Genomic DNA, 15,471 nt, shown 5'->3' on the forward strand with positions numbered 1-15,471 from the left:
TTATTGCTCCACCTGCAGCTATATTACGCTGTGCTAAACACTGGCTGCAGTATGAGAATTGTTATACCGGTTTTTATCTCCCCACCAGTATCTTTGAATTTTTCATTTTTTTCTGTTTTTAACTGATCCTCATTAATAACAATTTGATTATGTCTTACTTGTTAATTGTACTTGTAATTTTTTAATATTGTATTCTTCCATATATTTTGAGGAATATCTTCATTGATACCTATTGTACCTTAAGAATTGGGTTTGTCTTCATCTCTATAGCTTAACTCCGCACCCAATTTACTTACATACCATTCCGAAGTAAGTTCTACATCAGTAACTGGTATATAAGTAATACGTCCCCTTAATAATTTTTCATTCATCAAATTAGCCTCCATTTATTTGATAAATAAAATATTCTCCACTTATATATCTCTGTCCTTTGAAACTCTATTAGGAATAAAGAAAAATCTGCCTTAAAGACAGCCCCGATCATAACCTGTTAGTTTTAAGTGTAATCCTTGGAATTTAATACAACAAAAAGGTTCTAGTAAATCCACCTTCTAAAATGAATAATCTGACATGTAATTCAATCTGTTTCATCGCTCACTAGAAATTTTATAGTTTTTGCACCATCTCTCGGTTTTCCTAAATCCTTTGACTAAACCAACAAGGATAGCAAATGGCAACTTTGTAAAACCTATGTGAATATTTGTAAAAAATTGTCTAATTATAATATTTAATTACATAGTGAAAGTATAATGAAACTGTAAAAGTGGATGCATCCAATAACTATGTCGGGGGGGGGGCGGGGTAAAAATATTAAAACAACCTTTAATTGATTAAAAATTGAAAGGAGTTTTAACAATAATGAAGCTAAAAAAATTATTTTTATTAGGGTTACTAGCGTCTGTCTTAGTACCGGTACAGCAAGCAGGAGCAACCGCTTCTAGTCCGATTGCTGTCCAAGAAGGCAAGTCCTTTGAACAGATTCACGCAGAATTGCTCGACCATAGTGAAGATGCACCACTCATGATCCTGGCTCACCGGGGCCAATGGCGTGAATATCCCGAGAACTCGCTTGCAGCAATCAATGAGGCGATTGAAGATGGCGCCGAAATTGTAGAAATAGATGTCCAGCTAACGGCTGATGGTGTACCTGTATTAATGCACGATACGACCGTTGATCGTACTACCAATGGCAAGGGAAAGGTTTCTGACCTCACACTGGCTCAAATTAAGAATCTTCGCCTTAAGGAAGGTCTCGGAGGTAAGACGGCAGCGCTCACCAAGCACAAAATTCCAACGCTTAAAGAGGTCATGCTTGCAGTAAAGGACCGTGCAATCGTAAACCTGGATAAGGGCTGGGAGATCCGGGATAAAATGTACGAGGTTCTCGTTAAAACCGACACAGTAGATCACGGTCTGTTTAAAGGCAGCCCAAATGTTGAAGAAGCAGCCGAATTCATGGCAAAAGATCCAGAAATCCTATATATGCACATTATCCTTGATGACAGCGCCAACACTGTAGGAACGTTCCCGGGCCGTCAGCCGGTCGGTTATGAAATTGTCTTTGATGATCTTGCAGATCCGCAGATCCAGCCAGAGAAGGTGAAACAAATCAAGAAAAATAGCAGGGTCTTAGTGAATGTAATGTGGTATGGCCTTGCTGCAAAATACACGGATGAGGCTTCACTAAGAGATGTAAATCTTGGATGGAAGGCAGTAACAAAGCTTGGAGTTAATATGATGCAGACTGACAATATTGAAGCTATTGATTACTGGCGTAATGGAGGCAACATGCGACACTGGAAGTACGATACCGGAAACCGTACAGTTCGGGTTCAAGCTGAGGACCCTCTTGGCGGTGGACAAGGTACCGGATATTTTGATCAGGACGCCAACCGCTGTAATACAGCCGATCAAGATTCAATTGATGTTTGCGAAATCGATGGAGCTATTGCAGTAAGCCATAACATGGATGGTGAGTGGGCGAAATACAAAGTGAATATTAAGAAGTCAGGAACATATAAAATCTCCGGCAGAGTTTCTGCAGCATCTACCCCGGCTGGCACCATCAACTTGGATTGGGCTGGCGAAACAAGCGGGGAGATCGAGCTGAAAAATACAACTCACAAACGTGCATTCAAACTTCAGAATTTGGAGAACCGCTACCTAAAAAAAGGTACTCACGTATTTACAGTAAAGGTCACAAGGCCAGGTTCCTACAACCTTGATTATATTCAGTTTGATTTGCAGGATTAATGTAGCCTGTAACACCATTAAGTCTAAGCTTTTTGATAATTTTTAAATACTAGAAGGCAAAATTCGTTCGGTTTTTGGAGTTAGGTGTAGCTTTAATAGAAGGGCATGTTTTGAAAAAGGATTGATCAAAACATGCCCTTCTACTATTTAATTGGATTAGTCATTTTTGTGTTCCTTAATCAACTAACGCTCCTGATAGTTCTATAAGACTTATTGTTGAGTTGACAAGTGAAGGAGGGAGTATAGGATGGAGAAGATCATTAGAAAAGATAGAAAAACGCCCCAAAAAAGGCGTTCAGTTTAATCATTTTTATTTATTTTACCGTCGTTCCCCTTGTCAATACCAGTAGCGTTATTAACTATTTGTGGAAACAAGTTTAACCCTTGATCCAAGGCATTCATTGAATCGGCTTTTTGGCCAAGATTTTTTGATTTTTCTTGTTTTTTCATTTTTTCCGCCTCCTAAAATTAGGATTCGTAGTAAATCAAAAAATATTCCAAAGTAATGATTATGTTGCACAGTTCGAATAAACGATGGTACTTGAACTATTCTGCCCCCATCGTTTGCATAAAGAAAAAGCTGCCTTAAAGATAGCTCCGATCCTAAGCTAACGTAATAGGATAGCTTTTTTTTATAAATAAGCTTGCTAGTTTACATTAGTATGGAGTTAAGAAATGTTTAATTTATTTGCTGCTTATCTTTACTATAGACAATGATTTTATATTCATCATCTTTAATGGTTTTTTTAACCTCTTCCGATTCTAAAAAGTGGAGTTAGTATGTTTCATGGGCACAATAAGCCTTGATATAGATGGGAAGGCAGTCGATCCATTCCTGAAGTTGACTTTTGATTAATTTTCGTATTTTTTTGTTTGTCTTTTTTATGGTATCTTGGTTATGATAACAGAGTAATAACAGGAGGGCTGTGGACATGCTGAAAGAAAAGAAGAAAATCGAGGTTATCCAAAAAGTATTAGACAATTGGAGGGGTTTCTTTTTACCTTACCAAATGGCATTACATGAATTAGAAAGTGATTTCAAGGTTATTGACTTAGAGTGGAAAACACAACATGGCTATTCTCCTATTGAACATATGAAAGCACGCATGAAAAAATTAAGCTCTTTGGTGGAGAAAATACAAAGAAAAGAAATTCCTTTAACACAAGAAGCGGTGAGGAATGAAATAAGAGATATTTTGGGTGTTAGAATTGTCACAAGTTTTATTGATGACGTATATTTGTTGAAGGAGCATATCGAGCAACGTGAAGACATTCGAATGATACGCGTAAAGGATTATATTCGGGACCCGAAAATGAGCGGATATAAAAGTTTGCACCTGATTGTAGAAACCCAAGTCATCCTATCCAACGAAATAATATGGGTTCCTGTAGAAATACAAATTCGTACTTCCGCTATGGATTTTTGGGCATCCACCGAGCATAAACTAAACTATAAATATCAAGGCGAGACTATACCTGAGGATGCTCAAAAGCAGCTAATTGAGCTTGCCAAAGCTTCTTCTTTAATGGATAAAGAAATGTCAAAACTAAGAACAAAATTACTAGCCAATTAAGCAAACAATCGTGACACCTTTCTCATTTACAACCTTAAGTCAATCTGACAAATAAAAACACTTAGTCTTAGAATCTAAGGGTTTCATCCTTGTTCCGCAAAACGATCCAGTGAATGAATGTAAAGAACATCCCCTTTCCGGATCATTCGTTTTAACAATTGATATTATTTCCCCACTTGTATCCATACTTTAACGGACGTTAAAGGTAGGTGATTTTATAAAAAAATGTCCCGTTCGGAAAAGTGTACTTAATACTTGCTTTTGTTTGCCAATCCACCATGACCATCGGGCTCTATTTTTTCACCGTTTGATGTACTGCGAAGGCTTTTTCTATCACGCGCCCTCATCCATCAACAAAACAAGCGTAATGAACACGCTTGGCAATATCCATACCAACAACGAGTGTATTTTCAGTTACTTTATTAATTTTTGTCAATGGTCGTTGACACTCATGCATCATACAAGAGGGCTCTTTTTCTTTCAAGACCCCGAACATCCTTCTAACAGGAATGCTGCCCCGATAGTTGCATAAAGAAAAAACCGCCTTAAAGACAGCTCTGATCTTCAGCTAACGCACCCGTTCCCATCCATGAAGCGGCAAAAATCAGCGCTTCACCACAGAGAATGAAAATTGGTCTCTATGTCGATAATGTTTTAATGGCTGGCGAAGAAGGTCGTTGAACTATGGTGCCTTTGAGCCCATCCGTTAGTCTGACTCCGACAACCACGGTGTACCACCGACTGTCGCGCCTTTTATGGGTAGCACTCATGGGAGATTAATCCTTTTTTGGTCGTCGCGCTAGCCTCTACTTAATTTGCTATAATTGGAGGTTTTTGTTTAACGATTTACCAAACTCAATCAGATCACTCATAAGGCTCAGCCTTTTTTTAGAAAGCGTTTTTACTGGGTCTATTTTGTTGTAGTTTTTTCTGGATTCTGAGCTTTTTTAATTTTCATGGGAGTTCATTAAAAAAATCAGTTAATTATTAGACAATAAATTTAGTAAACCACGCAATATAATCTGCCCCTGGAATAAATAATGCTTGAGCTAGTATCGTTCCTAATAAACGAGAAGTAACCATCATAAGAGATACACTCTTGAGATTAAGGTAACTTCCCTTTTGATTTATTACGTCATCCGCAAGAATAGATATTTTAGGGTCAATAAAAATTATAAGTAAAATTGTAGCTATTCCATTTATAAGACCCGATGCCATAATAGCTGTTGTTGCTCTTTCTGGAGCTATTAAAGCAGCATATAACGCTGATAACACTCCAATCGTATAGATTGCAGTTATTACCATATTAATTAAGAACAATCTTATGGGAATATCCCCCAATCTGATATCCTTTAAGTATGAAAACCTTGGTAAATGAATGTGTTTTATCCCACGCTTAATGTATTCGAAAGTTAACCCCTTTTTTATCAAAGATGGAATAGAACCTCTTTCTTCAGCTAAAGAAACAATAGCCCTTGAAAAGATTGCAATAAAAGTAGGAAGTAAAAGAATACCTATAATTGTTCCTAATGTTGATGAACCAATAATGACTCTATATTGGTTTTCAACAAACGCTAGTGTATTTACTTTTGGAGCATTATCAACCAGGCTCCCTGTAAATGGTTGCTGCATCATATTCGCTAATCGAGAAATCATAACCATCAAATTAAATAAGGATAGAGCTGAAGCTAACAATCTTACTCTTGCACCAGATAATCTGACTGCATATGCAAGTGTTTCGATAGAATGGATAATAAATATAAATAGAGATATAAGAATTAATTTTTCTGTAAAGAGTTCCAAAATAAATTACCTACTTTAATATATTTCTCCCCATATTACCACATATATTTCCAATTTGTGTTATGGAACTATCCTACCCCGATAGTTTAAGTAGAAACCTTCACAATCTCAATAGAGTAAAGCCTATTTTTACATAAGTGAGATTTCGGTTTTTCCTTTTGCACTAACCGAGTTGCATTCAAATGAATAGAGACAAACCATCCTAAATGGATGGTTAGTTAATGTTTCTAAGCTACAATAAAATTCACATCTCTAGCGTATATACTGTCAGCAAATAATGAAAAATAAGGAAGGGAGTATAAAAAAATTAGGATGTGTCTCTTGGAAAAATTAGTTTATGTATTAACAGCAGTAAGTGCCATTATGGCTCTAGTGTTTATGGCAGGTTTTCTGGTTGTTAATACAAAGAAAATTAAAAAACTTTGTATAATCACTTCAATTGTTTTCTTTATGATGTTTATAGGTGGTATCCTCATGGAATATTATAAAATTATTTAAAATAGTGAGAATCGAAAGGAGTGCTTCTACTGGCTTATTAGTTTAATTATTTGTTGTATCCAACAACCGGGGATATAGTCGCTCAGGTAAATCCGAATCCCTGGACGTACAGTATTGAATAGCATCCAGAAAATTCAAAAGCTGTTTTTGATGCTGCTGAGCTCAACAGTCCAGTGTTTTTATATTTACATTTAATTTATATAGGATTCCCTTTGGTACCCCAAGTGAATAGGTGATGATATGGCAGTTTATACAAATTATTTTTCACGGAATTTGAAAAATTAGGAGTAGACTTTATATCCATCCAAGATAATATAGATACTTCAACAGCCATGGGCCGTTTCATCTTTTAAAAGATGGCTAGTATGGCAGAACTTGAAAGAGATATCATATCGGAAAGAACACAGGCAGGATTAAAAGCAGCCAGAACCAGAGGAAAGCTTGGTGGACGTCCAAAAACAGATCAGGCAAAACTTGAATATGCTTATGACTTATACCAACAAAAGAAATTGACGGTAAAAGAGATATGCGATAAAACTGATGTTGCTCGAACATTCTTATATAGATTTATAGATAACAAAAACAAATCACAAACTAAGGGCTATTTTTAATGGGACCAGAAATACTTTTATACTAGGCAAGAGATCTTATGTATTTTAAATCAAATAGGTAATTGTAAGCCAAAATGAATTTAATTTCGCTGTAGAGCGTTTCTCAGCATCACATTGCTTAAAAAAGTAGTGTTTTTATATGGTAAAGGGTATGTTTTCACTTTCAGTTAGGTTTGCGATTAGCTTTTATTTATAACCTGACGCTACCCCGAAGAGAAGAAAGTCGCTATACTACCTGCCGATAGTATAGCGACTTTTGGAAATTGAAAGATATTGAATTGTTTATACTGCGAATTAACGAAGAAGTTAGCAGGGTAAAACAATTTATCATTTCAGTTTATTAATTTCGGATTAGGTAATCAAATGCGCCAAGAGATGCGTTTGCTCCTGATCCCATTGAAATAATGATTTGTTTGTATGGGTTATTTGTACAGTCGCCTGCAGCAAATACGCCAGGTACGTTTGTAGAACCGTGCTTATCTGTAACGATCTCACCAAATGGAGTGCGTTCAACGGTGTCGCCTAGCCAATCTGTATTTGGTACAAGACCGATTTGAACGAATACACCTTGTAATTCGATGTGATGAACTTCTCCAGTTTCACGATCGATGTAAGAAATACCTTCTACTTGGTCAGTTCCAGTAATTTCTTTTGTTTGAACGTTCCTTAATACAGTTACGTTAGGTAAACTGTAAAGACGTTTTTGTAATACATCATCAGCTTTTAGTTCTGGCATGAACTCAAGAACAGTTACGTGTTTTACGATACCTGCTAAGTCAATTGCTGCTTCAATACCAGAGTTACCACCGCCGATAACTGCTACGTCTTTTCCTTCGAATAAAGGACCATCACAGTGTGGGCAGTATGCTACACCTTTATTTTTGAATTTAGCTTCACCTGGTACACCAACATTACGCCAACGAGCACCTGTTGCAACGATTACACTCTTACTCTTTAGAACCGCACCGTTTTCAAGCTCTACTTCGATTAAGTCTTTCTTTTCTAAACGCTTCGCACGTTGTAAGTTCATTACGTCGATGTCGTAATCTTTTGCGTGTTCTTCAAGGCTTGCTACAAGCTTAGGACCTTCAGTGTGTTTTACACTGATAAAGTTCTCGATACCCATTGTATCCATTACTTGGCCACCAAAGCGCTCAGCAACAATACCTGTGCGAATACCCTTACGTGCTGCGTAAATTGCCGCACTTGCACCAGCTGGACCGCCACCAACAACAAGAACATCGTATGGATCTTTATCCATGAATTCTGATGCATCTGGACTGCTACCCAGTTTCGCAAGGATTTCTTCAAGTGTAATACGACCACTTCCGAATGATTCACCATTTAAGTAAACAGTTGGTACTGCCATGATGCCTTTGTTTTCTACTTCTTCTTTGAATGAAGCGCCATCAATCATCGTATGTGTAATATCAAGGTTAAGAACGCTCATTAAATTCAGTGCTTGCACAACATCTGGACAGTTATGACAGCTTAGGCTGATATAAGATTCAAAGCGATATTCACCTTGAATGCTTTTAATTTGATCAATTACTTTTTCCTCAACTTTTGGAGCTCTGCCACTAACTTGTAGTAAAGCTAATACTAGTGAATTAAATTCGTGTCCTAGGGGGATACCGGCAAATGTTACTCCAGTATCTTCACCGACACGATTTACACTAAAGCTTGGAGTTCTTTCTAATTCTGTTTTTTCTACTTTGATTTTTGATGACATAGTTGCTAATTCATCTACTAGACCTAGCATTTCTTTAGATGTGTCATCAGATCCTGCACTAACTTTAAGTAGTATATCGCCTTCAATCAGTTGAAGATATTGGGCTAATTGTGCTTTGATATCTGCATCTAGTACCATTTTCATTTTACTCCTTAAATTTTACTTCTTAGATTTTACCTACAAGGTCAAGGCTTGGCTTAAGTGTTGCAGCACCTTCTTGCCATTTAGCTGGGCAAACCTCGCCTGGGTTGTTGCGAACATATTGTGATGCCTTAATTTTGTTAACAAGGATGCTTGCATCGCGACCGATATCGTCTGCATTAATTTCAACAGATTGGATAACACCGTCTGGATCGATAATAAATGTACCACGAGCAGCAAGACCTTCTGATTCAATTAACACGTTGAAGTTACTAGAGATTGTACGTGTAGGATCACCGATCATAATGTATTCAATTTTACCGATAGTTTCTGAGCTATCATGCCATGCTTTATGTGTAAAATGAGTATCTGTTGAAACAGAATATACTTCAACTCCTAAATCTTTTAGAGTTGCGTATTGATTTTGTAAATCTTCAAGCTCAGTTGGGCATACGAATGTGAAGTCTGCTGGATAAAAGCAAACGACACTCCACTTACCTTTTAGGTTTTCTTCTGTAACCTCGATAAAATCACCATTATGGTAAGCTGTTGCATTGAACGGTTTTACTTCTGTTCCAATTAGTAACATAATTAAATTCCTCCTAAGTTTGAATTTTTCGAATTATTAATGGCTTACTTAGTACATATAGTAAATTCTTAATTAACTACAATATTTATAGTTAGATATTAATTTTTATATAATAGTTTTGTTTCATATAGGTAAATACACAACTTTATCAAAAGAAGACTAAAATCTTTGCAGTTTATTATAGCCATAAGCTCTCTTAAACACTTTTAAGAGAAATCACATTTCTTAAGATCGACAATTTTAGTTTTATATTTTATTTTATAACCAAACCAAATACATACAAATAAAATGACACTAATATATGTCGTGAATAAGTCAGCCCATGAAATCTCCATTTTCATAATGCTCTCATATTCTTGCCCCACTATAATAATTATGCATAATATAATTGAAACAATAGGAGCGAAGGGAAACCACTTAGCTTTATAAGGGAGATTACTAATATGTCCTCCTTGTACTATATAAGCTTTGCGAAATCGATAATGACTTAATGCAATACCTATCCAGGCTAGAAAGCCGGAAAGACCAGAAGAGTTTAATAACCACATAAATACTTTTCCTTCACCAAAAAAGGAAGAAAGAAAAGCAAGCATACCTACTAAGGAGGTAACAAGTAAAGCATTGATTGGTACACCATTTTTATTTAATTTCATGAGTGATTTTGGAGCTTTTCCCTCTTTAGCTAAAGACCATAACATTCGAGTAGATGCATACATCCCAGAATTGGCAGCTGATAGAATAGATGTTAATATCACAGCATTCATTACTGACGCAGCAAATACAAGACCAGATTTCTCAAAGACTATTGTAAAAGGACTCATTGAGACATTTTCAATATTGACATTCATTAAATAAGGGTGTGTATATGGAATGAGCAACCCAATTACAAAAATAGAACAAATATAGAAAAGTAAAATTCTCCAAAAGACTTGCTTGATGGCTTTAGGTATATTTTTTTTAGGATCCTTACTCTCTCCAGCTGCAACTCCAATTAACTCTGTTCCTTGAAAAGAAAATCCTGCAATCATAAAAACCGATAGGATACTAAAACCATTAGATGGAAAGGGAGCTTCATCTATGGTGAAATTTTTAAAACCAATAAATTCTCCACCTATAATTCCAATTATGGTAAGTAGTCCTATTAATAAAAAAACTATAATTATTATTACTTTAATTAGCGAGAACCAGAACTCAGCTTCTCCAAATGACTGTGTAGAAAAGTAATTAAGTAATAATATTATGGTTAAGAAAATAGCACTCCATACAATTCCCGGAACAGATGGGAACCAAAATTTCATTATAATAGCAGAAGCAGACAACTCGACTGCTATTGTAATAGCCCACGTAAACCAATAATTCCATCCAAGAGCGAATCCAAGAGCTGGATCTACGAATCTAGAAGCATATGTACTAAATGATCCTGAATCGGGTAAGAATGTGGCCATCTCACCCAAGCTCATCATAAGTAAATAAACCATTATTCCAATTAAAGTAAAGGAAATTAAGGCTCCACCGGGTCCTGCCATTTGAATAGACGTACCACTAGAAATAAACAAACCTGTTCCGATTGATCCACCAATAGCAATCATAGTAAGATGTCTTGTTTCTAATGTTTTTTTTAATGTGTTTGTGGGATGTTCATTGGTTTTATGGATTGCATTGTCTGCACTCGAAGTTACAGTTGCTCTTTCAGAACTCATAATTTCCCCCGTATAGAGATAACATAAACCTTTAGAGATTAGATAAAAATAATATGAATCTCTTTAAAAAATTTATTAAAACAGTCTAAATCAATACAGAACAAATCTGTATATATTGGAACACTCTGAATTTTACAGAGGCTACTAGAAGGCCGGAGGGAATAAAATTCTGCTCTCCGGCTCTAAAGATGTCCAGCTTATTTAAAACTTAAACTCCAACTAAATCCTTGCTGTTTTCATAAATTTCTCCCATAGTTTCATGAGAAATATTTTTAGCTAGATCTTCTTGGGAGGCGTAACTGAAAACTACAACCGTACGACGGGAATCATTCTTTAATGGTGTAACCCTATGCAATGTAGTACCAGCTTTCATAAAGTAACAGTGGTCTTGAGGGACATAGAGACTTTTAATTTCACGATTTTCTAAAACTTCCTTCAGTCCAGATTCTGGGTTTTCTTTATCCCAAACAGTGTCAGGTACATACTCAACTAAAGCACCTTCACCTTCATTAGGAGCTTCAATAACCCAAATTAAAGCGAATGTATAATCATCCCAATGCCATCCGTGTGTATCACCTGTTTTTTGCTGATTATTAATGATAAATTCTTCTGGCTTATATGGGATACGGTGAACCGGTTCATTGTTGTTCAAAAATGTTAAGAAATTTAAAATCACTTCAGATTTAAAGAACGATGGGATCAATTTACCATTTTCAGCAATACTATCCTGATTTACTACATTGAAGTTACGAGGCGTATTACCTGTGGCTTTAATAGTAATATCACGACGTTTTGCATTTTCTGAAAGAAGATATTTTGCTTCAGCAGACATAGCTGCAATTAAAGGTTGAGGCAACATATCATTCATCATTGCTAATCCTTCATTTTTAAACTTCTCTTGAAGTACTAATAAGTAATCTTTTGTAAGTGAGTTGATGTGATTTTCTACAATTGTGTCAAATTGTTTTTGAAATGTCATAATAAATCTCTCCTATTTTTCGAAAAAATATAGTTTATTTATCATCAATTACTTTAATAGCATGTAAACCATTGCTACTTTGTACAGAAAGTCCTAAGTCAATGCAGTAATTTAAGTAATCTGTAATATCTTTAGTAATAACTTCTCCTGGTAAAAGAACAGGTATACCTGGTGGTGTGACAAGTACTGACTCAGCAGCTACTCTCCCAATGGTTTCATTTAAGTCTACATATTTGACTTTTGAAAAGTATGCTTCCCTAGGAGTCATGGCTAATATAGGTAGTGTCAATGCTCTTATAGCACCTTTGCTCTTTGCAATTCGTTCAAGATCAACTAGTATCGATCCGTCCTTAAATCGACTGGCTAATGAACTTAATGCTTGTATCAATTGTTCAATATCAAATTCATCATGACCAATTGTAATAATAAAAAGTATATTATTTACATCTGAAAGCTCAACTTCAATTCTATAGTCGTTTCTCAGAAAATTTTCAACTTCTCTTCCTGTTACGCCCCATTTAGTAACATTTATGCACAGTTTGGTTTCATCTAAAGCAAAACTTGAGCTTGTTCCACTTAAATCTTCTGGTTTTAAGCAAGATAAGCCGTATATTTGATTGATAGCATTTCTTGCAGTACGAGAAAGTGTTATGGCACGATCTAATAGTTGTTCGCCATTTATTGCTAGTTGTTTACGAGCAGCGTCTATGGAAGCCATCAATATATAAGATGCACTTGTAGTGGTAATTAAAGAAAAGTTCTCTTTTACTCTATCTAAATTTATTAATCCCTCACGAACATTAATAATACTGGTTTGAGTAAAAGAACCGCCCATTTTATGCATACTTGAAGAAGCTATATCTGCTCCAGCTTCCATAGCCGATATAGGTAATTCTTTATGAAAATGTACATGTGATCCTTGAGCTTCATCTACAATTACAGGAATTCCTTTTGAATGTACATATTTTATGATTGCTTGCAAATCTGTTACAACCCCATAATAAGTTGGATTGATTATACAAACTCCTTTAGTATCTGGATGCTCTTCCAAAGTTTTTTTAATGTTTTCTAGACTAATTCCATGACAAATTCCATATATAGAATCAATTTCAGGAGAGATAAAAATGGGTATTGCTCCAGATAGGATGAGTCCACTGACAATAGATGCATGAACATTTCTAGGTACAATAATTTTATCCCCAGGATTACAAATACTCATAATCATGACCACATTAGCACTACTAGTACCTTGAACACTGAAAAGAGTATAATCTGCTCCAAAAGCTTCTGCAGCCAACTTCTGTGCTTCATGAATAATACCAGTTGGGTGACGCAAATAATCTAGAGGGGGGATTCCTACTAAATCGAAATCTAATGTGTTTTGTCCTAAAAATGTTTTAAATTCATCATCCAGGCCTTTTCCTTTTATATGACCAGGGGTATGCATCTGTAGATAATTACCATCTATATAGTTTCTCACCCCTGTAATTAATGGAGTGTCATATTGTTTACTCGTATTTGGTAGTAAAGCTTGTTGTGAAATTTGCAAATTCTCACCTCGCCAAATCATTATGGTATGTTTCAAAAGTTAATTAAACCGTTAGTTAACAGATTCCATATGTATAGATGGAAAATTAGTTATTTTGACAATTCTTCTAATCTTTTTATGTGGTGTTTTACATATTTTTTTGCGCTTTCTTCTATTTCCTCATCTGTTACATTATGCTCGGCACCATATAGAGCAAATGTAGGTAAGAATTTCATACCAGTATAAAGACAGGATGCTTGAAAAGGTTTTGTTAACTCACTCATTGTATACTCATTAGCCTCACCAGCTTGATATTCATGTTCTAATACACCTGCAGAGATGGCTAAACTAAATTCTTTTCCATGAAGTTTATCTCCCTTTGATCCGTAGGCAAATCCATATGTTAAAACATCATCAAACCATTTTTTTAATAATGGTGGTGAACTATACCAATAGAAGGGAAATTGGAAAATATAACGGTCATGATTTACTAACAACTTTTGTTCGTGTTCAATGTCAAAATCCCAATCAGGATATTGTTTATACAGTTCATGTATTGTGAAATTTTCAGGGTACTTTTTTAGTTCTTCTATCCAACGTTTGTTGATACGTGATTCTTCGATATTTGGGTGCGCAACAATTACCAGGTTCTTCATAAAAAAACTCCCTTTTCCTAAAAATCAATTTTTTTCCACATGTGTTAGTATGTATGATATAAAATTAAAATAAAAGTAGGTACTTTAAAGTGTTTTAGGCACTTTTAAGTACCTATAAGGAGGATGTTTATGAAAAAGTATAATTTCCCCATTGAAGCAACTCTTGAAATAGTAGGTGGGAAATGGAAGGTAGTCTTACTATGTATTTTAATGAATGGAAAGAAAAGAACCAGTGAACTTAAACGTGCAATGCCTGATATTACGCAAAAAATGCTAACACAACAATTAAGGGAATTGGAGGCTGATGGAATTATTAATCGCACTGTTTATAATCAAATTCCCCCAAAGGTGGAATATTCATTAAGTGACTATGGGAAATCATTGAATAATGTACTAGATTGTATGTGTGAATGGGGCCAAAATCATATTAAAAGAAGCTAAATAAGTAGGGAGATTTATATTGAAAGTCCCTTTGAATTATCAATAAAAGTTCATCACATAATTAAGATAGTTAATAACCCTAACTAGATTATAAAAATTAAAAGGCTTTTAAAATACATAGTTGACATTAATAGTAAAAATATCATATATTTTCTAATGTAGCTTTTTCAGCACTTAAATGTATTTCTTGAGAATAAAAGAAATTAAGGATTGCTAGGCTAAAAATTAATACAAACTTATTCTAATTTGAAGGGGTGTTTGTTTGTGAATGTAAAAGAAAAAATGCAATTAGGAAAAACTTATTGTGGTTTCGATGATGAATTAGTGAGGTCAAGAGAGCATGCTAAAAGGCTGACACGGCTATATAATTTAACTACAGATGCTGATCGGAATAAGCGCAATGTCGTATTAGATGAATTGTTAGGAAAACGAGGGTTAAATACGGTTATTGAGCCTAATTTTCGTTGTGAGTTTGGTTATAATATTGAGGTTGGAGACAACTTTTTTGCAAACTTCGATTGTATTATTTTAGATTGTGGTAAAATAGCGATTGGAAACAATGTTTGGCTTGGACCGAGAGTTCAAATTTACGCTGTAAATCATGCAACTGATCCACAAGCTAGAAAAGAAGGTTACGAGATAGCTGCACCTGTAAATATTGCTAACAACGTTTGGGTTGGAGGAAATACAGTTATCAATATGGGGGTTTCTATTGGTGAAAATAGTATTATTGGTTCAGGGAGTGTTGTGACAAAAGATATTCCAGCTAATGTTATTGCGGTGGGCAATCCTTGTAGAGTAATTAAAATTATAGAATAATTTTTTTGTATAGCCATAGAATGAATATACCTTTAATATATTAGACCTGCAAAAAAGAATCCTCTATATCTGAACTGTGCCCCATTTTACGGACAGTATAAAAAAGTGCCTAAGCAGCTAATAAATGGTCCCGGTATTGTACCGGGG

The 15,471-nt window shown here is 35.3% G+C and carries 15 protein-coding genes and 2 pseudogenes; 6 read left to right on the forward strand and 11 right to left on the reverse strand.

Going from position 1 to position 15,471, the window contains the following annotated elements; genetic code table 11:
• Positions 1–251 precede the first annotated feature (251 nt).
• Positions 252–371, reverse strand: a pseudogene (locus ACFX4X_RS17215) (VOC family protein); the annotation flags it as partial.
• A 649-nt stretch (positions 372–1,020) separates the two neighbouring features.
• Here ACFX4X_RS17215 and ACFX4X_RS17220 point away from each other — a divergent pair.
• Positions 1,021–2,253 carry a glycerophosphodiester phosphodiesterase family protein gene (locus ACFX4X_RS17220; RefSeq protein WP_377384975.1) on the forward strand — a complete coding sequence of 411 codons (1,233 nt, stop codon included), beginning with the start codon at positions 1,021–1,023 and terminating at the stop codon, positions 2,251–2,253.
• 300 nt (positions 2,254–2,553) lie between these two features.
• On the opposite strand, the gene ACFX4X_RS17225 is transcribed toward ACFX4X_RS17220, so the two are convergent.
• The gene (locus ACFX4X_RS17225) at positions 2,554–2,703 is read right to left on the reverse strand and encodes a hypothetical protein (protein WP_167555960.1); all 150 of its coding nucleotides are present in this window, start codon (positions 2,701–2,703) and stop codon (positions 2,554–2,556) included.
• Between the two features lie 482 nt (positions 2,704–3,185).
• On the opposite strand from ACFX4X_RS17225, the gene ACFX4X_RS17230 reads away from it, so the two are divergent.
• On the forward strand, positions 3,186–3,827 hold the full coding sequence (locus tag ACFX4X_RS17230) for a GTP pyrophosphokinase (RefSeq protein WP_377384977.1): 642 nt from the start codon (positions 3,186–3,188) through the stop codon (positions 3,825–3,827).
• Between the two features lie 73 nt (positions 3,828–3,900).
• Here ACFX4X_RS17230 and ACFX4X_RS17235 read toward each other — a convergent pair.
• From ACFX4X_RS17235 to ACFX4X_RS17245, 3 genes and pseudogenes are all read right to left on the reverse strand, one after another.
• A pseudogene (locus tag ACFX4X_RS17235) lies at positions 3,901–3,991 on the reverse strand (recombinase family protein); the annotation flags it as partial.
• Positions 3,992–4,170: 179 nt separating this feature from the next.
• Entirely contained in the window at positions 4,171–4,311 is a 141-nt protein-coding gene (locus tag ACFX4X_RS17240) for a hypothetical protein (protein ID WP_377384999.1), read from the reverse strand.
• A gap of 503 nt (positions 4,312–4,814) precedes the next feature.
• A complete protein-coding gene (locus ACFX4X_RS17245; RefSeq protein ID WP_377384979.1) occupies positions 4,815–5,630 on the reverse strand; it encodes a lipid II flippase Amj family protein in 816 nt (271 codons plus the stop codon).
• Between the two features lie 321 nt (positions 5,631–5,951).
• Between ACFX4X_RS17245 and ACFX4X_RS17250 the strand changes: the two genes are divergently transcribed.
• Both ACFX4X_RS17250 and ACFX4X_RS25550 read left to right on the forward strand, forming a co-directional pair.
• Positions 5,952–6,128 carry a hypothetical protein gene (locus ACFX4X_RS17250; protein ID WP_377384981.1) on the forward strand — a complete coding sequence of 59 codons (177 nt, stop codon included), beginning with the start codon at positions 5,952–5,954 and terminating at the stop codon, positions 6,126–6,128.
• A 365-nt stretch (positions 6,129–6,493) separates the two neighbouring features.
• Positions 6,494–6,739, forward strand: coding sequence for a helix-turn-helix domain-containing protein (locus tag ACFX4X_RS25550; RefSeq protein WP_483878236.1), 246 nt, complete (start codon positions 6,494–6,496; stop codon positions 6,737–6,739).
• Positions 6,740–7,079: 340 nt separating this feature from the next.
• Here ACFX4X_RS25550 and ahpF read toward each other — a convergent pair whose 3' ends face one another.
• From ahpF to ACFX4X_RS17285, 6 genes are all read right to left on the reverse strand, one after another.
• On the reverse strand, positions 7,080–8,609 hold the full coding sequence (gene ahpF / locus ACFX4X_RS17260; protein WP_377384983.1) for an alkyl hydroperoxide reductase subunit F: 1,530 nt from the start codon (positions 8,607–8,609) through the stop codon (positions 7,080–7,082).
• A gap of 28 nt (positions 8,610–8,637) precedes the next feature.
• Positions 8,638–9,201, reverse strand: coding sequence for an alkyl hydroperoxide reductase subunit C (gene ahpC, locus ACFX4X_RS17265; RefSeq protein WP_377384985.1), 564 nt, complete (start codon positions 9,199–9,201; stop codon positions 8,638–8,640).
• A 206-nt stretch (positions 9,202–9,407) separates the two neighbouring features.
• Complete coding sequence (locus ACFX4X_RS17270; protein WP_081109050.1) at positions 9,408–10,901, reverse strand: amino acid permease; 1,494 nt, start codon at positions 10,899–10,901, stop codon at positions 9,408–9,410.
• Between the two features lie 208 nt (positions 10,902–11,109).
• Positions 11,110–11,880 (reverse strand): HalD/BesD family halogenase, encoded by a 771-nt coding sequence (locus ACFX4X_RS17275; RefSeq protein ID WP_377384987.1) that lies wholly within the window; start codon positions 11,878–11,880, stop codon positions 11,110–11,112.
• Between the two features lie 34 nt (positions 11,881–11,914).
• Entirely contained in the window at positions 11,915–13,429 is a 1,515-nt protein-coding gene (locus ACFX4X_RS17280; RefSeq protein WP_377384989.1) for an aminotransferase class I/II-fold pyridoxal phosphate-dependent enzyme, read from the reverse strand.
• An 89-nt stretch (positions 13,430–13,518) separates the two neighbouring features.
• Positions 13,519–14,064, reverse strand: a complete 546-nt coding sequence (locus ACFX4X_RS17285) for an NAD(P)H-dependent oxidoreductase (RefSeq protein WP_377384991.1) — start codon at positions 14,062–14,064, stop codon at positions 13,519–13,521.
• Between the two features lie 123 nt (positions 14,065–14,187).
• On the opposite strand from ACFX4X_RS17285, the gene ACFX4X_RS17290 reads away from it, so the two are divergent.
• Together ACFX4X_RS17290 and ACFX4X_RS17295 are read left to right on the forward strand one after the other, a co-directional pair.
• Positions 14,188–14,505: a winged helix-turn-helix transcriptional regulator gene (locus ACFX4X_RS17290; protein ID WP_377384993.1), complete on the forward strand. Its 318-nt coding sequence runs from the start codon at positions 14,188–14,190 to the stop codon at positions 14,503–14,505.
• Between the two features lie 264 nt (positions 14,506–14,769).
• Positions 14,770–15,324, forward strand: a complete 555-nt coding sequence (locus tag ACFX4X_RS17295) for a sugar O-acetyltransferase (RefSeq protein ID WP_377384995.1) — start codon at positions 14,770–14,772, stop codon at positions 15,322–15,324.
• The last annotated feature ends 147 nt before the right edge of the window (positions 15,325–15,471 follow it).

The sequence above is a fragment of the Peribacillus sp. YIM B13481 genome (genome assembly GCF_042787985.1).
Lineage (GTDB): Bacteria > Bacillota > Bacilli > Bacillales > DSM-1321 > Peribacillus > Peribacillus simplex_A.